The organism is Solwaraspora sp. WMMD1047, from assembly GCF_029626155.1.
Classification (GTDB): domain Bacteria; phylum Actinomycetota; class Actinomycetes; order Mycobacteriales; family Micromonosporaceae; genus WMMD1047.
The window spans coordinates 1,304,550-1,324,036 of record NZ_JARUBL010000001.1; the positions used below are offsets into that span (position 1 = coordinate 1,304,550).

Genomic DNA, 19,487 nt, shown 5'->3' on the forward strand with positions numbered 1-19,487 from the left:
GCGGGGCAGGTGACCCCGCGCCGCCGCCGGGCGGGCCTTCGGTCGCGTCGCAGCCGCCCGGTCGCGTCGCAGCCGCGCCCCGGCTGCGTCACAGCCGGGGTGCCCCCGCGATGGTGGCGAACACGATGATGTTGTCCGGATAGTTGCCCGTCTTCTGGTCGAACCGGCCGCCGCAGGTCACCACCCGCAGGGTGGGAAACGCGGTACGGCTGTAGACGAGGTCGGTCGGGAAGGCCGTCTTCGGGAACGACTTGACCGCGTCGACCACGAAGGTGGCGTCCTTGCCGTCCTTGCGGTTGACGGTGATCTTGTCTCCCGGCCGGAGCAGGCCGAGCTTGAAGAAGACCGCCGGACCGGTCTTGTGCGAGTCGACGTGCCCGACGACCACCGCCGCGCCGACCTCACCGGGGCTCGGTCCCAGGTTGAACCAGCCCGCGTGCTGGGCCTGGTCCAGCGAAGGCACCTGGACCATGCCCTCCTTGTCCAGTCCGAGGGAGAGGGTCTTGGCCTTCACGCCGATCTTCGGGATCCGGATGCCGACCGGTTCGGACCGGGGCAGCGGTGCCGGCCCGGTCGGGCTCGGCGCGGCGGTCGGGGTGGCCGGGCCACCGGGCGTGGGTCCGGTGGTCGGCGCCGCGGTGCCGGTCGGCGCCGGTATCGCGGTCGCCGTGGCGGATGACAGATCGGTCGGCCCGGCGCCCGGAGGTACCGCCAGCAGCGACGCGAGGTCGCTCGGGGCGGCCTCGGCCGGTGGCTGCGGCGGTGCCTCCGGCTCACCGGTGAAGGCCACCACGATCAGCCCGCTGCCGCCGAGGGCCAGCGCGGCGACGACGGCGACGCCGGCGGCGCGCCACGGTGACCCGTGACTGCCGCCGGCGCCCCTAGCCGCCGGGTTTTCAGGCGAGCGTGCCATTGGTACGCCGCCGCATCAGCATGACGCCGCCCAGCGCCGCGGCGCCGAGCAGGCCGGCTCCGCTCGTGGCCAACGCGGTGTTGGCGCCGGTCGAACCGCCGTCGCCGCCGTGCACCCAGCCCTTCGGGGCCACCTTGAGCTCACCCTCGGCGCACTGGCCGACGAGCTCGTAGTGGCCCGGCGTGGTGTCCCACGGAATCTTCACCGTGGCGTAGTAGACGAACTTCTCGTCCTTCTCGTGGTGCTCGTCCTTCTTGCCCTCCTCGGCCGCCGCAGCGTCCTCGGCGTCCGCCTTGGGCTCCTTCTTGTCCGCTGCGTCGTCCTTGGCGGAGCCGCCCCAGCCGCCCTCTTCCTCGGCGCCGTTCGACCCGCCCCAGGAGCCTTCCTCCTCGCCCCAGGAGCCCTCGTCGCCCCAGGAGCCCTCCTCGCCCCACTTGTCCCCGTGCTTCTTGGGTACGAGGTCGACCTCGCCCGTGATCTCGGTCCAGGCCCACGGCGCGTCCTGCGCCTCTTCGCAGATCTCGACGATCTTGACCTTGTGGCCGGCCTTGACCCACTCCGGGTAGGTGAAGATCTTGTTGACCTCCTCCGGTGCCGGCTCCGGCGCCGGCGTGGGTCCGTCCGCGAGCGCAATGCCAGGTGCGCCGATGAGCAGGGACGCGCCGCCGAGAGCTGCTCCGGCCACCATCTTGCCGAGGAACTTCTTAGCCATGACTCCTCCTCTTCCCTTTGTCGCCTTCGGCCCGGCGGGCAGCCGAGCCATGACCGAGGCTAGCGCGTTCGCGAGCTTTCATCGTATTAAAGCGGCTATTTCCAACCTCGCCCTTATGGCGACGGTTTGTGGTATTTGCCGTGCGCGCGTGGTCTGGGCTGGTCGATGGTCATTGGGGCCGGACGGCGGGTCAGCCGGGCGACGACCGTTATCGGTTCCCCGGGGCCTGCCCGTCCCGTCGCTGCCCGCGAGGTCCGGTTCGAGCGACCGGCTTTCCGGTGCTGGGAGGGGTGTTGCGGCCCCTTGCGTCACAACGGCCCCGGCGCTTTCAAGGGTCGCGGTAGCACCGAAAGCGGCGCTCGGCGTGATGGGGGATGGCGCGGGGCAAAGGCCGCTTTTGATTCGGATATTGCGCTATTTACAAACAACGCCGCAGTAGGTCGTCAAACGCGCAAGTGCACTGTCCACATTACGTGCACCGTCCCCTTTCCGCCCGCATTCGGCGGGACGTGAAAGGTGTTCCCGTTGCCGCGTCCACAGCGGAGACAGGCCGGCCGCCGGCCGGACCCGTCACGGGCCCGGCCGGCGGCCTGGTGGCTCGGCGGTCTAGTGGCTGTCGGCGGGCGTGCCGGTCGAGGTCCCGGCCGGCGCGGACTCGGCCGCCGTCCGCTGCTTGACGTAGGTCGGGTGCAGGTGCACCGGCTCGGCGGTCTTGCCGCGACGGCGCTCCGCCCGGGCCCGGGCCCGCAGGTTGAGGAACTCGACGAAGACCGAGAAGGCGATCGGGCCGTAGACGTACCCCTTGGGGATGTGCTGGTCCAGGCCCTCGGCGATCAGGCTGCCGCCGATCAGCAGCAGGAAGGAGAGGGCGAGCATCTTCACGGTCGGGTGCCGGTTGACGAAGTCGCTGATCGCGCCGGCCGAGATGAGCATGATCGCCATCGCCACCACGACGGCGGCGACCATGATGAAGAGCTGGTCGACCATGCCGACCGCGGTGATCACCGAGTCCAGCGAGAAGACGATGTCCAGGATGAGGATCTGGATGATGACGCTGGTGAAGGTGGCGGCCTTGCGCGACTCCGAGCCGGCGTGGCCCTCCAGGTTCTCGTGGATCTCGTAGGTCGCCTTGGCGAGCAGGAACGCCCCACCGAGCAGCAGGATCAGGTCCCGCCCGGAGATCTCCTGACCGAAGACCGTGAACAGTGGCGCGGTCAGGCCGATCACCCAGGAGAGCGAGGCGAGCAGCAGCAGTCGGGTGACCAACGCGAGGGAGAGGCCGATGGTGCGGGCCCGGGCCTGCTGGTGTTCGGGCAGCCGGCCGGCCAGGATCGAGATGAAGACGATGTTGTCGATGCCGAGGACGACCTCCAGCAGGAGCAGGGTGGCGAAGGCTACCCAGAGCTCGGGCTGCAGTAGAAGCTCGATCATCAGTTCTCCCAGGTGAGATCGCCCGTCCGGGCGTACGTCGGTCGCGGATCATCGTCCTACACGGAGTCGAGAGGGTGCCACCGGGAGGGTGCGGGCCGGGCGACCCGGGCGGGAAATTCATCGCCATCTTTCGGTTGCGGTTGTGGTGGAAGCGCTCCCATGCAAGAATTCAGGGACTGTGCTGGGGGAGCCACACCGCGCAGTCGATGCCGAGGGCATCCGGTTCTCCGGACGGTGTCGAGACACGGCCGCTTGCTGACGGCCGGCACCACCACCACGTAGTTGCTGCTGCCCGTCCGGGTGCGGGCACCGTAGTCCCCCCATGGCGCCTTGTGACGTCCCCACCTCTTGCGACGTCCGCAGGCCGCCTCGCCGGGCGCCGTCATCGGAGCCTCGGCTGGCCCAAGGAGATCAGTGCATGAATTTACGGAGTAGGTTGTCCGGCCGCCGCAAGGCGCTGGCGCTGGCGGGCGCGGGCACCCTGGTGGCCGCCGGCCTCGTCACCATCCCGGTCACCGCGGCGTTCGCGGCCCCGGGGTGCAACGTGACGTACGCGGCCAACCAGTGGCAGGGCGGCTTCACCGCCAACGTCACCATCAACAACATCGGTGACCCGCTGACCAGCTGGACGCTGCGGTTCACCTTCCCGAACAGCAGCCAGCGGGTGCAGCAGGGCTGGTCGGCGAACTGGACCCAGTCCGGCAGCCAGGTGACCGCCACCAACATGGCGTGGAACGGAAACCTCGCCACCGGCGCCTCCACCAGCATCGGCTTCAACGGTGCGTGGAGCGGCAGCAACCCGGCGCCGACCGCGTTCACCATCAACGGGGTGGCGTGCAACGGCGGCCAGCAGCCCACCACGCCGCCGCCGAACCCGACGACGCCGCCGCCGAACCCGACCACCCCGCCGCCGAACCCGACGACGCCGCCGCCGAACCCGACGACGCCGCCGCCCGGACAGCGGGTCGACAACCCGTACGTCGGCGCCCGTGGCTACGTCAACCCGGAGTGGTCGGCCAAGGCCGCCGCCGAGCCCGGTGGCGACCGGATCTCCAACATCTCGACGGCCGTCTGGCTGGACCGGCGGGCCGCGATCGAGGGCACCCCGGACAGCAGCTCGAACGGTCCGATGGGTCTCGCCGACCACCTCGACGAGGCACTGGTGCAGGCCAACGGGCAGCCGCTGACGATCCAGATCGTCATCTACAACCTGCCCGGCCGGGACTGCGCCGCGCTCGCCTCCAACGGTGAGCTGGGCCCGGACGACCTGCCCATCTACAAGTCCGAGTACATCGACCCGATCGCCGCGATCATGGGCGACACGAAGTACCGCAGCCTGCGGATCGTCGCGATCATCGAGATCGACTCGCTGCCGAACCTGGTGACCAACACCGGTTCGCGGGAGACCGCGACGGCGGCCTGCGACACCATGCTGGCCAACCGCGGCTACGTCGACGGTGTCGGCTACGCGCTGGCCAAGCTGGGCGCGATCCCGAACGTCTACAACTACGTGGACGCCGGCCACCACGGCTGGATCGGCTGGGACAGCAACTTCCGTCCCTCGGCGCAGATCTTCGCCCAGGCCGCCCGTGCCTCGGGCAGCACCCCGGCGAACGTGCACGGCTTCATCGCCAACACCGCCAACTACTCGGCCACCGTCGAGCCCTACCTGACGATCACCGAGCAGAACCGCCAGTCCGACTGGATCGACTGGAACCAGTACGTGGACGAGCAGTCGTTCGCCCAGGCACTGCGGACCGAACTGATCTCGCAGGGCTTCTCGTCGAACATCGGCATGCTGATCGACACCTCCCGCAACGGGTGGGGCGGCCCCGACCGGCCGACCGGTCCGGTGACCAGCGGTGACATCAACGAACAGGTCGACGGCTCCCGCATCGACCGCCGGATCCACCTCGGCAACTGGTGCAACCAGAGCGGCGCCGGCCTCGGCGAGCGTCCGCGGGCCGCGCCGGCCCCTGGCATCGACGCCTACGTCTGGGTCAAGCCGCCGGGTGAGTCGGACGGCTCCAGCACCCTGATCGACAACGATGAGGGCAAGGGCTTCGACCGGATGTGCGACCCGACCTACGGCGGCAACGTGCGCAACGGCAACAACCCCAGCGGTGCGCTCCCGGGCGCCCCGATCTCGGGCGCCTGGTTCTCCGCTCAGCTCCAGGAGCTGATGGAGAACGCCTACCCGCCGCTGTAGGTCGACCGCCGGCCGGATCGACCTGTTCGGTCCGGCCGGTCCGATCGAAGCGGTAGCACCGCGCACCACCCGAGTGATCCCTGGTCCCGCCGCAGCTGGCGGGACCAGGGATCGCCGTGTCCGTACCGCATCTCGGTCGCCGCGGCCGTCGCTGTGACGGAGTCCGTCGGCCGGGTCTCATCGGCCGGGTCTCATTCGGTCCTGCGGCCTTCCGTCTCGCTCCAGCATCCGGCAGGTGCCGGCGTCCGGTTCAGGGGACGGTGCGCTCGACCGCCGCCGGCCCGTCGTGTTCCAACTCCTCGCGGGCCCGTTCGATGTTCTGCGGGTTCGGCTCGCGCCCCTGCGCCGCCGCCAGGTCCGCCGGCTCCCAGGGCTGCTCGGCGCCGGTGCGGGCGTCGCTGCCCGGTGATCCCGCACCGTACGCGTCGCCGATCACATCCTCGGTCGGGGGCCGGTCCGCCGGCACCTCGTCGGGTCCGGTGAAGCGGGGGGTGTCCCGGTCAGGTCCACCACCGGCCGCGAGCTGCGGCACCGTGGTCTCGTCGTCCACCGCCGCGGCCACCTCCGGGGTCTCCTCCAACGGCTGTCCGGACTCGCGGTCTCGTCGTGTCATGCCTGATCCTCCCGGCTCCGCCCGGGTGCCCCGGCGCTCGTGCGCGCCTCGTCGACCACCGGATCACCCGCTGCTCGCCGGCTACCCGTCCCGCGCCCGGTCATGCCACCGGCCCGCGGGAGAATCCGCCCCAGGAGGAGCGCGCCCGGCAGCCGCGGGTGCGGACCGCCGGGCCGGTGACGCACCGCGGCCCGGCATCCTTCGGTGCGGAGTGCCGGGCCGCGCTGGCGAACGCCCACCCTCAGAGGTCGAGGATCTTGTCCAGGAAGTCGCGGTAGCGGCGGACCACCACCCGGAGCTGTTCGGTGTCGTCGGCCGAGCCGTCCTGCCAACCGCCCAGCTCGTCCTTCTGGGCGGCGAGCGCCGCGGCCAGCGCCTCGATCGCCTCCTCGGCCAGGCCCTGCGCCTCGCCGGCCGCCGCCCGCGGGTCATCCACGAAGCGGAGCTGCACCTCGCGCCACCGGTCCCGGAAGCCCTGGGCGGCGTCGGCCGCCAACAGTGTGGCGACCGGCGCGGCCGGCACGGCGCCCGGCAGCAACTCGCCGTCCGCGGTGGTGGTCGACTCGTCGGCCGACGGCGTGGTCGACTCGTCGGCCGCGACCGCCGGTTGGTCGCCGGTCAGGGCCGGGTTACCCGCCGCGAGCACGCGCTCCTCGGTCGCGCCGTCCGAACCCACGGCCACCGACTCCGTCCCGACCGGTTGCCCGTCGACCGGGTCGGTGCCGACCGGAAGGGTGTCGACCGGCCCGGTCGCGACCGGCTCGGCGTCGACCGGCCCACCGTCGACCGGCCCGCCGGCGACCGGCTCGGCGTCGACCGGGCGGACATCGGTGGGTCGGTTCCCGGTCGGGTCGGCGTCGACCACGCCGTTCGCCGGGTCCGCGGTGCGTTCGTCCCGTGGGTCGGGTTCGGCGGTCCGGTCCTCGCTGGCCAGCGCGGAGGCGGCGACGGCCCCGCCGACCGTGGGGGCGCCGAAGGCGGTGGGAACGGGCGCCGGATCGTGGTACTCGGGACGGTCCTGATCGTCGGCGGGCGACCCGTCCGCGTCGCCACCGTGCGGCCCGGGCTCGTTCAGCGCGGCCACCTCGGCGCGGAAGTCGTCGTCCTCGCGCAACTCCTCGGCCCGTACCTCGTCATCGGCCCGGACGTCTTCGGCCCGTGCCGCGTCGTCGGCCGGCGCGTCGTCGGCCCGTACCTCGTCCTCGGCCCGGAGGTCCGCGTCCGCGGGTGGCTGGCCGTCGGAGCGGGCCGCGCCGTCCGGCCCGCTCCCGTCCTCGGCCCGCGGCTGGTCACCGGTGAGCAGCTCGTCGTCGGTGCGGTCGCCGTCGTCTCCGGGCCGGTCGGCCTCGGCCCCGGGCGGGGTGGGTACCGGGACGGGCTCGGACCTGACCGCCTCGGGATGGTCGTCGTACTCGGGGTGGTCCTGATAGGTGTGCGGTTCCTGGTGGCGCATGGCGAAGTGTCTCCTCACCGGCTCTGGGCGTCCTGGGTGGCGTCGGGACGGGGCTCGTCCGCGTGGTGATGACGTACCGGATCCTCGCCCAGCAGCTCGGCGAAGAGCGCCCGGTAGTGAACGACGGCCTGGCGCAGTTGCTCGGTGCTCGCCTCGCCGCGTTCGTTGCGCAGGTGGATTTCGTGTGCGTCACGGTAGTGGGTCAGGGTCTGCGCGTGCTCCACCGAAAGGTGGGCGAGCTGGTCGGAATAGTCCTCGGTCGGGTAGCCCCGTTCGGCGATCAGCCGGGTGACCAGCTCGTCGGCGGCGCCGACCGCCTCGGCCGGCGAGTCGATGAAGCGGGCCTGGATCTCCTCCCAGTCCGCCGCGTACCGGCGGCGGGATTCGTCGGTGAGTGGGGTGAGCGTGAGCTCGGCGTGCCGCCGCTCCCGCTCCCGCAGTTCGCGCTCGGCGGCCGTCCGGCTGTCCTGCTCGGCCACGAGGCGGTCGTACTCCGGTCCGAACCTGTTCCGCAGGGCCTTGCGGCGGGCGCTGACCCAGGCGAACGCGGCGATGGCCACGACGGCGGCGATGACGAGAACTGTGATGATGAGCTGCGTGGGCGACATGGCTCCTCCTTCGTCACCTGGTATTCCCGCTCCGCCCTGATCACCAATCCAGATTCCCGGTACTTTCCCTGCTGGCGGTCTTACTGGACTGGTTCCAGAAAGCTCGGCCGCGGTCGGTCAGGTGAGCCCTTTCCAGCCATCGATCAACCTCGTGACCTGCGGCGATCGCCCAGACCGGGCATTCGGTCGCGATCACCCGGTAGTGCATGGGCCCGTGATTACGTATCCTGCCGGAGGCGTGCGAGCCCGCGACCGAGACTCGGCCGGAGCTGTCGGTCCCGTGACCGCGACTCCGGGTGAGAACCGAGGTCGCGCCGGGCCTCGCGTGCCTCCCTGCCGCACCCCCTCGGGCGAGGTCTGATGAACACCCGCAACTGGCCGATCCGCTCGAAGATCGTCGCGCTGGTCGCCGCTCCGATCGCAGCGCTGCTGGCGTTGTGGATCTTCGCGACGACATTGACGGTCGGCCCGGCGTCGAGCCTGTTGGCGGCCCAGACGCTCTTGGACGAGCTGGGCAAGCCCGGCGAGGCCATGGTGGCCGAACTGCAGCGTGAACGCCGGCTGTCCACCATCTACCTGGCCGGTCGGGACAACACCACCGAGCTGGCCGAGCAGCGGGTCCGCACCGACGCGGCGATCACCGAGTTCCGCCGCCGGACCACCGGCGAGGAGCTGACCGACGTGGCGACCGGCCTGGTCTCCGTCCGGCTCGCCCAGACCTACACCGCGCTGGACGCGCTGTCGGCGGGCCGGGGCTTCATCGACCGCCGGGACATGGACGCCGCAGGCGCCATCGGTCTCTACAGTGGCATGATCGACACTGCGTTCCGGACCTTCTCCGCGATGCTCGCCCTGCCCGACGAGTCGCTCAACCGGGAGGCCCGCGCCCTCACCGCGCTGGGCCGCGCCCGGGAGGTGCTCGGGCAGACCGATGCCCTGCTGGCCGGGTCGTTCACCGCCGAGCGGTTCGGCGACGGGGAATACACCCAGCTGGTCCAGATCATCGGCACCCAGCGGTTCCTGCTCGCGGACGCGGTGGCCGAACTGCCCGACGCCGGCCGGGCCGAGTACCAGCGGATGACCGAGAGCGACGCGTTCGTCCGGCTGCGGGCGATGGAGGAGCAGCTGGTCGCCAATGGACGCCCGGGTGCTCCGGTGCCGGTCGACGCCCGCGCCTGGCAGAGCAGCTACGACTCGGTCCAGCGGCAGCTGCGCGACTTCGAGCTGGCCGGCGCGGAGGCACTCACCGAGCGGACCGTCCCGGTGGCGATCGGGATCCTGGCCCGGCTCGGGCTGGCCGGCGTACTCGGATTCCTGGCGGTGCTCCTGTCGATGATCATCGCCGTCCGGATCGGTCGGTCGTTGGCCCGCCGGCTGAGTGGACTGCGGGCCGCCGCGCAGGAGACGGCGACCGAACGGCTGCCGTCCGTCGTGGGCCGGCTCCGCCGGGGCGAGGACGTGAACCTCGACCGGGAGGTGCCCGCGCTCGATCACGGCGGGGACGAGATCGGCGAGGTCGCCCGGGCGTTCAGCGAGGTCCAGCAGACCGCCATCCGGTCGGCGATCGACGAGGCCGCCCTCCGGCGGGGACTCAACGACGTGTTCCTCAACATCGCCCGGCGTAGCCAGACGCTGCTGCACCGCCAACTCGCGCTGCTCGACCGGATGGAGCGGCGCACCACCGAGCCGGACGAGCTGGCCGACCTGTTCAAGGTGGACCATCTGGCGACCCGGATGCGTCGGCACGCGGAGGACCTGGTGATCCTCGCTGGCGCCACACCCGGCCGGGGCTGGCGCAATCCGGTGCCGATGGTGGACGTGATCCGGGGTGCCATCTCCGAGATCGAGGACTACGCCCGGGTCGACATCGCCACCGTGCAGCCGGCCGCGGCGGTCGGCCGGGCGGTCGGGGACGTGGTCCACCTGCTCGCCGAGCTGATCGAGAACGCCGCCTCGTTCTCCCCGCCGCACACCCGGATCAGGGTCTCCGGGGAGGTGCTGCCCAACGGGTACGCCATCGAGATCGAGGACCGTGGCCTCGGCATGCCGCCGGAGGCGTTGACCGAGGCGAACCAGCGACTGGCCGACCCGCCGGAGTTCGACCCCACCAACAGTGCCCGGCTCGGGCTCTTCGTCGTCGCCCAGCTCGGCGCCCGGCACGGCGTGAAGGTCCAGCTACGGACGTCGGCCTACGGCGGGGTGACGGCGGTGGCCCTGATCCCGTCCGACATCGTGGTCGCCGGCACCGGCACCCTCGCGCTCCCCGGCCGCCCGCCGCTGCCACTCGGCCCGAGCCCGGCCGGTGTCTCACCGGCCGCCGCCGGGGCCGCCCCGACGGCCCGACCCGGCCCACCCCGGGGCCGGGACCTCGACTCCACCGTGGAGTTCGTGCTCACCGGGGACCAGCTCGCGGCCCAGACCCCACCGAACCAGCCTCCCGTGATTCAGACCCCCGTGAGCCAAACCCCCGCGATCCAAACCCCCGCGATCCAGGCCCCCGCGACTCCAACCTCCGCGATCCAGGCCCCTGCCGTCCAGGGACCCGCGCACCGGGACTCCACCAGTCCGGCTTCCGCGACCCGGGCCGGCTCCGGAGAGCCCGTCCCGGCCGGCCCCGTCCCGGCCGGCCCCGTCCCGGCCGAATCCGGCCCGGCCGGCCCGGCCGGTCCCAGTCGGCCGGCCGAGGTGCAGATCGGCGAGGACGGGTTGCCGCGCCGGGTCCGGCAGACCAGCCTGGCCCCGCAGCTGCGCAAGCCGCAGTCCGGACCGCCCGGCCGGGCCGGCGCGACCCAGGAGATGCCGAGGCGGCCCGGCAACGGGCGCCCTCCGATCGTCGTCGCCGAAGCGCCGCCGCCGCCCCGCACCCCGGAGGAGGTCCGGTCGGTGATGGCGGCGCTGCAGTCCGGCACGGCGCGGGGCCGGCGGGACGCCACGGTGGAGCCGACCGAATCGAACCGGACGACCCAGCCCGGTCCGGCGGCCAGTACCGGTACCGGAGCACCAGCCACCGACGAGGGATCCCCCCACTCTGGAAGGAATGCGTAGTGGTGCAGACGCCGAGGCCGGTCGCGAACCTCAACTGGCTGCTCGACGACCTCGTCGAGCGGGTGCCGCCGGCGCAGCAGGCAGTGGTGCTCTCCGCCGACGGGCTGCTGATGGGCAACTCCGCCGGGCTGAGCCGGGAGGACGCCGAGCACCTGTCCGCGATGGCATCTGGCTTCCAGAGCCTGGCCAAGGGCGCCAGCCGGCACTTCCAGGCCGGGCAGGTCCGGCAGACGGTCGTCGAGATGGACACCGCGTACCTCTTCGTCACGGCCGCCGGCAACGGCGCCTGCCTGGCGGTGCTCAGCTCGGCCGATTCGGACATCGGCCTGGTCGCGTACGAGATGGCGATGCTCGTCACCCGGGTGGGCGAGTTCCTCTCCACGCCGACCAGACCGCCCGTTGTCCCCGCCGATGCGGGCTGACGCCGGCGGGCCGCACCACGACTGGCTGGACGAGGACGCCGGGCCGGTCGTCCGACCGTACGCGGTCACCGGGGGCCGGGTGGAGCCGGTCGCCGGCGGCTTCGACCTGGTCGCGTTCGTGGTGGCCGCCGCCCCCCGGGACCGGGCGGCGGGTCCGCCGCTCAACCCGGAACACCAGGCGATCATCGACGCGGCGCAGCAGCCGATCTCCGTCGCCGAACTGGCCTCCCACCTGAACCTGGCGGTCGGGGTGATCCGGGTGCTCCTCGGCGACCTGCTCGCCGCCGACCTCATCGCGATGTACGAACCCCCGGCATCGCGGCAGTTCCCCCACGACGACATCCTCAAGGCGGTGGTCAATGGACTCCGTGCGCTCTGATCGCAACGGCAGTACGGCGGTGCGGGTGCCGCTGGCCCTGAAGATCCTGATCGCGGGCGGGTTCGGGGTGGGCAAGACCACGCTTGTCGGCTCGGTCAGCGAGATCCGTCCGCTGCAGACCGAGGAGGTGCTCACCGACGCCGGAGTCGGCACCGACGACATCTCGGGGGTGGAGGGCAAGAACACCACCACCGTGGCGATGGACTTCGGTCGGATCACCATCAACGACGACCTGCAGGTCTACCTGTTCGGGACGCCGGGACAGGACCGGTTCTGGTTCCTCTGGGACGAGTTGGCGTTCGGCGCGCTGGGCGCGGTGGTGCTCGCCGACACCCGCCGGCTGGCCGACTGCTTCCCGTCGGTGGACTACTTCGAGCAGCGCGGCACCCCGTTCGTGGTCGGAGTCAACTGCTTCGACGGGGCGCAGCGGTTCAGCCCGGAGGCGGTCCGCAAGGCACTTGACCTGGACCCGGACGTACCGGTGGTGCTCTGCGACGCGCGCAGTCGCCAGTCCGGCAAGAACGTCCTCATCGCCCTGGTCGAGCACGTCGCGCAGCGGCGGGGGAATCCGCAGCCGGTCGGCTGACCGGGCCGGTGGCTACCGCGCCGCCGGCCCGTCGACAAGTAGGACGTCCAGCCGGCGCGGACCGTGCACCCCCTCGACCCGGTCGAGTTCGATGTCGCTGGTGGCCGAGGGGCCGGAGACCATGGTCAGCGGCCGGGTCGGGTCGGTGAGCCGGCGCAGCGCGGCCGGCACGCCCGCGACGATCTGGCCGGTGCGGACCACACAGACGTGCCGATCGGGCACCAGGGTGAGCAGCCGGCGGCCCTGGTCCGGCCCGGCGGCCAGGATCAGCGTCCCGGTCGCCGCGATCGCGACCGCGCAGCCGGTCAACACGGCGAGCCCCGGCCGGTCCAGGTCGGCCACCGTCAGGGGGCGCGGCGTGCCGTCCCGGTGCACCGAGCCCGGGTACGCGGTGAGCCAGCCGTCCGGCACCCCGGGCGGCACCGCCAACAGCGGTACGCCGGTCAGCAGTTCGGCGAGCGTGCCGGCGAGCGTGTCGGGAGCGCAGCGGCGGACGGTGGCCCGGTAGTCGAGCAGCCGATCCGTCAGCAGCTCGATCAGCTCGCCGGTGCCGGAAGGTGCCGGCGCCGGTGTGGTGGTCGGGTCGGTCCGGCCGGTCGGGTCGGTCCGGCCGGTCGGGTCGGTCCGGCCGGTCGGGTCGGTCGGGTCGGCGTAGTCGCGGGGGACCGGAACCGGCACCGGCCCGCCGGCCGGATCGGCGGCCCGCAGCCGCGCCATGATCGCCTCCCGGGCCGAGTCGCCGGCCGGTCGCCGGCCGCCGTCGCCCAGGTCAGCCCTGGCCATGGCCGGACCCATCGGTCTCGGTCCGGCTTCGGCTCGACCCATCGGCTTCAGTCTGGCTTCGGCCGGACCCATCGGTCTCGGTCCGGCTCCGGCCGGACCCATCGGTCACGGTCCGGCCATGGCTGGGACCGTTGGTCTCGGGTCGGCTTCGGCCGGCCCACCATTCGCGGAAGGATTCGCCGGCCGGTAGCGGGGCGTCCCGGCTGGTGGTCCAGCCGGACAGCGGCCAGGGTAGCCGCCGGATGGTGCCGCCCCGGCCGACCCGCCGGAGCGGGGCGGCGCCCCGGCGGGCGGCGCGCAGCGCGGCGGCGTACCGGCGGCGGTCGCGCATCAGCCAGGACGCCGCCCGCATCGCGGTGCGCTCGGCCGAGGGCCGGTCCCGGCGGGCATCCACCCCGCGCTGTCGCAGGTGGACGAGAACCTCGGGGATGTCGATCCGGACCGGGCAGGCGTCGAAGCAGGCGCCGCAGAGGGTGGAGGCGTACGGCAGGGTGCGGTTGGCGCCGGCCCCGGGGCCGGTCAGCTGCGGGGAGAGGATGGCCCCGATCGGCCCCGGATAGACCGATCCGTAGGCGTGCCCGCCGACCCGCTCGTAGACCGGGCAGACGTTCAGGCAGGCCGAGCAGCGGATGCAGCGCAACGCCTGCCGGCCGACCGGGTCGGCGCGGGTGTCGGTCCGGCCGTTGTCCACCAGCACGATGTGCACCGTGGCGGGTCCGTCGCCCGGGGTGGTCCCGGTCCAGACCGAGGTGTACGGGTTCATCCGTTCACCGGTCGACGAGCGGGGCAGCAACTGCAGGAACACCTCCAGGTCGCCGAAGGTGGGTACCAGCTTCTCGATGCCGACCACCGAGATCAGCGTCTCCGGCAGGGTCAGACACATCCGGCCGTTCCCCTCGGATTCCACCACCACCAGGGAGCCGGTCTCGGCGACGGCGAAGTTGGCGCCGGAGATGGCGACCTTTGCCGTCAGGAACTTCGCCCGCAGGTGCCGGCGGGCGGCTTCGGCGAGCGCGGCCGGTTCGTCGGTGAGCGCGTCCACGTCGACGCCGGGCATTCTCGCGGCGAAGATGTCGCGGATCTGGTGCCGGTTGTAGTGGATCGCCGGGACCAGGATGTGCGACGGGGTGTCGTCGGCGAGCTGCACGATCAGCTCGGCCAGGTCGGTCTCGACGGCGGTGATGCCGGCGGCGGCGAGCGCCTCGTTGAGGCCGATCTCCTGGGTGGCCATCGACTTGACCTTGACCACCTCGGTGCGGCCGGTCCGCTCGACCAGTCCGGTCACCACCGCGGCCGCCTCGGCGGCGTCCCGCGCCCAGTGCACCTGGGCGCCGGCCGCGGTCGCCGCCGCCTCGAACTGTGCCAGCAGATCGGGGAGTCGGGCCAGCACGTCATCCTTGATCGCCGCGCCGGAGCGGCGCAGCTCCGCCCAGTCGGGCACCTCGGCGACCATCCGCAACCGCTTGTCGCGGATGGTGTGGGTGGCCCGCCGCAGGTTGGTCCGCAGCTGCGCGTTGCCGAGCTCCCGCCGGGCGGCCACCGGGAACGGCAGCGGCGCGGTCACGTTGCCGCTGCGTGCCTCGGGTCCGGTTCGGGCGTCGGGCGATGGGGGGCGGTGGCCGGTCATGGGGGCGCTCCGGTTCCGTCGGCCGCCAGGATCTCGGCGTAGTGCAGCGCGCGCACCGGCCGCCCGGTCCGGTCGCCCGAGCGGGCGAGCCCGCCGCCGAGGTGGGCCAGGCAGGAGTTGTCCGCGGCGGCCAGGTAGTCGGCTCCGGTGGTCCGCACCGCCGCGCACTTGTCGGTGAGCATCGCGGTCGACACGTGCGCGTTCTTGACCGCGAACGTGCCGCCGAAGCCGCAGCACTCGTCGGCCCCGGGCAGCTCGACCAGCTCCAACCCCCGTACCGCGCGCAGCAGCCGCTGCGGCCGGTCGGCCAGGCGCAGCATCCGCAGCCCGTGACAGGTGGGGTGGTAGGTGACCCGGTGCGGGAAGCTGGCCCCGACATCGGTGACGCCGAGCACGTCGACGAGCAGCTCGGAGAGCTCGTGGGTGCGTGGAGCCACGGCGGCGACCGCGGCCGCCAGCGCTGCGTCGGTGCCGGCCAGCCTCGGGTACGACTCACGCACCATCGCCACGCAGGACCCGGACGGTGCCACCACCGCGTCGTAGCCGGCGAAGGTCTCGACGAATCGGCGGACCAGCGGCATCGCCTCCCGGCGGTAGCCGCTGTTGGCGTGCAGTTGGCCGCAGCAGCTCTGCTCGACGGGGAAGTCGACGGTGTGCCCGAGCCGTTCCAGGATGCGCACCACCGCCTGGCCGGTCGCCGGGAAGACCAGGTCATTGACGCAGGTGATGAAGAGGGCGATCCGCATGCCGTCACCCACCGGCCCGGCCGGCGGCGGTCTGGTCGAAGAACGGCAGGTGCCGGTCGCGGGCGGCGAGCAGGTGGGCGCGCATCGCGGCCGCCGCGGCCGCCGGCTCGCCGGCGGCGATCGCGTCCACGATGAGCAGGTGTTCCCGGCCGCTGGTGCCGTAATGGGCGGTGGGGAAGTGCAGTCGGAACAGGTGCAGGTGGGCGCGGAGCCGGACCACCGCCTCGTGCAGCATGCGGTTGCCGGACTGCTCGGCGATCAGGTGGTGGAACCGGGCGTCCCGCGTGGTGAAGTCGGCGATCGCGGCGAACCCGGTGGGTCCGGTCGACGGGGTGGGTGCGGGGCCGGGCAGGACGGCCTCCCGGCGCAATCGGGACGGCTCGTCGGCGAGCCCTCCGCCGGCGGCGCGTTCGGCGACCAGCCGGGCGGCGGCGGTCTCCAGGATCAACCGCATCTCGACCAGTTCCTCGAATTCGGCGCGGGTGAGCAGGGGAGCCGCGGTGTAGCCGGCGAGGGGCCGCTTGCGTACCAGTCCGTCGGCCTCCAGCCGGGCCAGGGCCTCCCGTACCGGGGTGGGTGACACCTCCAGCCGCCGGGCCAGGGCGTCGATGTTCACCCGCTCGCCGGGGGCGACGGCGTGGTCCATCAGCAGGGCGCGCAGCGCTTCGTACACGTCGTCGGCGAGGGTGACCCGGCGCGCCGGTCGCAGCGTAACCCGCATGATCGAAGATCCTATAGGAACCGCCGTTCCGGGCGGAACCGCCGCCGGCCGGCCCGGCGGGCCGAACTCTGGTTGGATCGAGGCGACGGGGTGGACCACGGCGACGACATGGAGGTGCTCGGGTGACCGACGACGGGGACATCGTCTATTTCGGCTGCTACACCCAGGCCGGCGGTGGCCGGGGTGCCGGCATCGCGGCCGCCCGGCGTGATCCGGCCAGCGGCGCGCTGACCCCGCTGGGCACCGTGGCGGACACCCCGTCGCCGTCGTTTCTCGCCCGCCATCCCGAGCTGCCGGTGCTGTACGCCGTCAACGAGGTGACCGAAGGCACGGTCGGTGCCTGGGCGGTCGGCCCGGACGGGAAGCTCAGCCCGCTCGGCGAGCGGTCGACCGGTGGCGACAGCCCGTGTCACGTCGCGGTCACGCCGGACGGCGGCCACCTGCTGGTGACCAACTACGGCAGCGGCAGTGTGGCGGTGTTCCCGCTCGACCTCGCCGGGGTGCCGGGCGACCGGTCCGACCTGGTGACCCACGACGGGCACGGCGTGGACCCGGACCGGCAGGCCGGGCCGCACGCCCACCAGGTCTCGCCGGATCCGGCGCAGGGTCCGGTGCTGGCGGTCGACCTGGGCACGGACCGCGTCTACCGGTATGACCTGGACCCGGTGGCGGGCCGGTTGCGGCCATCCGGTCAGCCGGTCCGGACGCCGGCCGGCACCGGTCCCCGGCACCTGGCCCGACACCCGGACGGACAGCGCTGGTATCTGGTCGGTGAGCTCTCCGCCACCGTGCTGGTCTACCACCTCGACGGGGCCGGCGGAGCACGCGAGCTGGGTCGGGTGCCGGCCAGCTCCCGGTCCGGTCACGTGCAGCCGTCCGAGGTGGCCGTCGGGCGGGACGGCCGGTTCCTCTACGTCGCGAACCGGGGTGTCGGCACGATCGCGGTCTTCGCCCTCGACGGCGAGCTGCCCCGGCAGGTGGCGGAGGTGCCGACCGGCGGCCACTGGCCCCGACACTTCGCTATCATCGGCAACCATCTCTACGTGACGGAGGAGCGCGCCGATCTGGTCACCCGGTTCGCCATCGATCCCGAGACCGGGGTGCCGGTGCCGGCCGGGGCGCCGCTCGAACTGCCGAGCCCGACCTGCGTGCTGCCGACGGCTGACCGGTAAGTCCGCCCTTGCCGGCGATCAACCCTCATTTCCGGATCTTGGCCGGCTTTTGGGTTCTGCGGTGATCCGGGCAGGCGGTGCGATTTTGTCGACGTTTCGGCACCGTCCAATTACCCAGTGTCAGAGAGAGTCCTAAAACCGTTGCTCCTGCGTAACTTTCGACCGAAAGTACCTGGCAACTGGGCTTGTGAATGCGCAAGATGGTCTGCGTGTCTGGCCGCCATCGCATGCGCAGGGGTTTCCGCGGAGCGAGCGCCATCGCGAGTGCGATGGCGCTTGTACTCGTAGTAGCGGGAGCCTGGTTCGGCTATCAGCGCCTCTCTGAGCCGGCCTGCAGCGGACAGGTGCCGCTCACCGTCTCCGCCGCTCCCGAGATCGCCCCGGCCGTACAGGCCGCCGCGCAGCAGTGGGTCGCCGACGGCGCCGCGGTCGACGGGGTCTGCGTCGCCGTGCAGGTGAACGAGGCGCACTCGGTCGATGTGGCGGCGGCCGTCGCCGGCCAGCACGGGGTCACGTTGACCGGCGTGGGGCAGGCCAGCGGCACCGCGGTGCTGCCCAACGTCTGGCTGCCGGACTCCTCCACCTGGCTGCTGCGGCTCAGCAAGCAGGCCTCCGGATTCGCCCCGGCGAACGGCGCCTCGGTGGCCCGCAGCCCGGTGGTGGTCGCGATGCCGGAGCCGGTGGCCGCGACCGTCGGTTGGCCCAACAAGCAACTGACCTGGACCGACCTGCTCCAGCAGATCACCAAGGGCACCAAGCTGCGGACCGGGATCGTCGAGCCGACCCGGGACGCGGCGGGCCTGTCCGGCCTGCTCTCGCTGGGCGCGGCCGCCGGTGCGGCCGGCGCGGAGGCCCAGCAGGCGACCACCGCCGCCCTGCGGGCGCTGGCCACCGGCCGGTCCGCGCTGCGGGAGGATCTGATGGCTCGGTTCCCCCGCTCGGCGGACCCTGGTTCGATCGCCTCCAGCCTCAGCGCCGCGTCGCTGTCCGAGGTCGACGTCATCAAGTACAACGAGCAGCGGCCGCCGATCTCCCTCGCCGCGCTCTACCTCGAACCCGCGCCGATGTCGCTGGACTACCCGTACGCGGTGATGCCCGGCACCGAACCGGCCAAGGTGTCGGCCGCGGAGGGCCTGTTCAAGGTGCTCGGCACCCCGGGCTTCCGCAACCGGCTGGCCACCTCCGGACTGCGTGCCCCCGACGGCACCTGGGGCGAGGGCTTCACCGCACCGCAGGGGGCGCCGAGTCCGGCCGGCACCGCCCCGGCCTCGGCCGCCCCCAACCCGGGTGGCACCGCCGCCAGCGGGCTGGACCCGGCCGCCGTCGAGCGGGCCCTGTCGAGCTGGTCGGTGGCGACCCAGTCCGGCCGGATGCTCGCCGTGATCGACATCTCCGGTTCCATGCTGCGGGAGGTGCCGACGGCCAAGAACGCCACCCGGGCGCAGGTGACGCTGGAGGCGGCCCGGCGCGGCCTCGGTCTCTTCGACGACTCCTGGGCGATCGGCCTCTGGGTCTTCTCCACCGAGCTGGTCGGCAACCGGGACTGGCGCGAGGTCGTGCCGATCGGTCCGCTGAGCAGCCAGCGCGGCGCGCTGGAGGGGGCCCTGCCGACCATCTCCCCGAAGCCCAACGGCAACACCGGCCTGTACGACACCGCGCTCGCCGCCTACCTGGCGGTGCAGAAGGACTGGGAACCCGGCCGGGTCAACTCGGTGGTGCTCTTCACCGACGGTCAGAACGAGGACAACGAGGGCCTCGACCAGGACCAGCTCCTCGCCGAGCTGAAGAAGGCCGCCGATCCGGAGCGGCCGGTCCAGGTGGTGATCGTCGGCATCGGCGACGGGGTGAGCCAGGCCGAGCTGGAGGCCATCACCAAGGTCACCGGCGGTGGGGTGTTCGTCACCGAGGACCCGGCCAAGATCGGTGACATCTTCCTGCAGGCGATCGCCCTCCGACCCCCGGCGACCCGCTGACGGGACACAGACCGCCGGGCGTGCGACCGGTTGACGAGTAGTTTGGACCGCCGGGCGCGCGACCGGCGCGGGATGCGGGCGTCCCGGTCCGAGA

General features: G+C 72.6%; 17 protein-coding genes. 7 read left to right on the forward strand and 10 right to left on the reverse strand.

Features of this window, described 5'->3' with window-relative positions; genetic code table 11:
• Positions 1–88: 88 nt before the first annotated feature.
• The 3 genes from O7627_RS06045 to O7627_RS06055 all read right to left on the reverse strand — a co-directional run bounded on the left by O7627_RS06045 (position 89) and on the right by O7627_RS06055 (position 3,056).
• Positions 89–913: a class F sortase gene (locus O7627_RS06045; RefSeq protein ID WP_278092507.1), complete on the reverse strand. Its 825-nt coding sequence runs from the start codon at positions 911–913 to the stop codon at positions 89–91.
• On the reverse strand, positions 897–1,625 hold the full coding sequence (locus O7627_RS06050; protein WP_278092508.1) for a hypothetical protein: 729 nt from the start codon (positions 1,623–1,625) through the stop codon (positions 897–899). Before O7627_RS06050 ends, O7627_RS06045 begins: the two co-directional genes overlap by 17 nt.
• Positions 1,626–2,231: 606 nt before the next feature.
• Complete coding sequence (locus tag O7627_RS06055) at positions 2,232–3,056, reverse strand: TerC family protein (RefSeq protein ID WP_278092509.1); 825 nt, start codon at positions 3,054–3,056, stop codon at positions 2,232–2,234.
• Positions 3,057–3,474: 418 nt separating this feature from the next.
• On the opposite strand from O7627_RS06055, the gene O7627_RS06060 reads away from it, so the two are divergent.
• Positions 3,475–5,265 (forward strand): glycoside hydrolase family 6 protein, encoded by a 1,791-nt coding sequence (locus tag O7627_RS06060; protein WP_278092510.1) that lies wholly within the window; start codon positions 3,475–3,477, stop codon positions 5,263–5,265.
• Between the two features lie 250 nt (positions 5,266–5,515).
• Here the strand turns inward: O7627_RS06060 and O7627_RS06065 are convergent, their stop codons facing one another.
• From O7627_RS06065 to O7627_RS06075, 3 genes are all read right to left on the reverse strand, one after another.
• Positions 5,516–5,878, reverse strand: coding sequence for a hypothetical protein (locus O7627_RS06065; protein ID WP_278092511.1), 363 nt, complete (start codon positions 5,876–5,878; stop codon positions 5,516–5,518).
• Positions 5,879–6,119: 241 nt separating this feature from the next.
• Positions 6,120–7,331 (reverse strand): hypothetical protein, encoded by a 1,212-nt coding sequence (locus O7627_RS06070; protein ID WP_278092512.1) that lies wholly within the window; start codon positions 7,329–7,331, stop codon positions 6,120–6,122.
• Positions 7,332–7,345: 14 nt separating this feature from the next.
• Positions 7,346–7,939 (reverse strand): hypothetical protein, encoded by a 594-nt coding sequence (locus tag O7627_RS06075; RefSeq protein ID WP_278092513.1) that lies wholly within the window; start codon positions 7,937–7,939, stop codon positions 7,346–7,348.
• A gap of 360 nt (positions 7,940–8,299) precedes the next feature.
• Between O7627_RS06075 and O7627_RS06080 the strand changes: the two genes are divergently transcribed.
• Genes O7627_RS06080 through O7627_RS06095 form a run of 4 tightly spaced genes read left to right on the forward strand, consistent with a single transcriptional unit; the run spans position 8,300 to position 12,371 of the window.
• Complete coding sequence (locus O7627_RS06080) at positions 8,300–10,984, forward strand: nitrate- and nitrite sensing domain-containing protein (protein WP_278092514.1); 2,685 nt, start codon at positions 8,300–8,302, stop codon at positions 10,982–10,984.
• Positions 10,984–11,406, forward strand: coding sequence for a roadblock/LC7 domain-containing protein (locus tag O7627_RS06085; RefSeq protein WP_278092515.1), 423 nt, complete (start codon positions 10,984–10,986; stop codon positions 11,404–11,406). Before O7627_RS06080 ends, O7627_RS06085 begins: the two co-directional genes overlap by 1 nt.
• Positions 11,396–11,785: a DUF742 domain-containing protein gene (locus O7627_RS06090; protein ID WP_278092516.1), complete on the forward strand. Its 390-nt coding sequence runs from the start codon at positions 11,396–11,398 to the stop codon at positions 11,783–11,785. Before O7627_RS06085 ends, O7627_RS06090 begins: the two co-directional genes overlap by 11 nt.
• On the forward strand, positions 11,766–12,371 hold the full coding sequence (locus O7627_RS06095; RefSeq protein WP_278092517.1) for an ATP/GTP-binding protein: 606 nt from the start codon (positions 11,766–11,768) through the stop codon (positions 12,369–12,371). The genes O7627_RS06090 and O7627_RS06095 overlap by 20 nt, the downstream gene beginning before the upstream one ends.
• A gap of 12 nt (positions 12,372–12,383) precedes the next feature.
• Here the strand turns inward: O7627_RS06095 and O7627_RS06100 are convergent, their stop codons facing one another.
• From O7627_RS06100 to O7627_RS06115, 4 genes are read right to left on the reverse strand one after another with little or no spacing between them, the layout of a single operon-like run.
• Complete coding sequence (locus tag O7627_RS06100; RefSeq protein ID WP_278092518.1) at positions 12,384–13,154, reverse strand: LUD domain-containing protein; 771 nt, start codon at positions 13,152–13,154, stop codon at positions 12,384–12,386.
• Entirely contained in the window at positions 13,141–14,781 is a 1,641-nt protein-coding gene (locus O7627_RS06105; protein WP_278092519.1) for a lactate utilization protein B, read from the reverse strand. The genes O7627_RS06100 and O7627_RS06105 overlap by 14 nt, the downstream gene beginning before the upstream one ends.
• Entirely contained in the window at positions 14,778–15,527 is a 750-nt protein-coding gene (locus O7627_RS06110) for a (Fe-S)-binding protein (RefSeq protein WP_278092520.1), read from the reverse strand. The genes O7627_RS06105 and O7627_RS06110 overlap by 4 nt, the downstream gene beginning before the upstream one ends.
• A 4-nt stretch (positions 15,528–15,531) precedes the next feature.
• Complete coding sequence (locus O7627_RS06115; protein WP_278092521.1) at positions 15,532–16,248, reverse strand: GntR family transcriptional regulator; 717 nt, start codon at positions 16,246–16,248, stop codon at positions 15,532–15,534.
• A gap of 122 nt (positions 16,249–16,370) precedes the next feature.
• On the opposite strand from O7627_RS06115, the gene O7627_RS06120 reads away from it, so the two are divergent.
• Positions 16,371–17,420 (forward strand): lactonase family protein, encoded by a 1,050-nt coding sequence (locus O7627_RS06120; RefSeq protein ID WP_278092522.1) that lies wholly within the window; start codon positions 16,371–16,373, stop codon positions 17,418–17,420.
• A gap of 269 nt (positions 17,421–17,689) precedes the next feature.
• Entirely contained in the window at positions 17,690–19,393 is a 1,704-nt protein-coding gene (locus tag O7627_RS06125; protein WP_278092523.1) for a VWA domain-containing protein, read from the forward strand.
• Positions 19,394–19,487 lie beyond the last annotated feature (94 nt).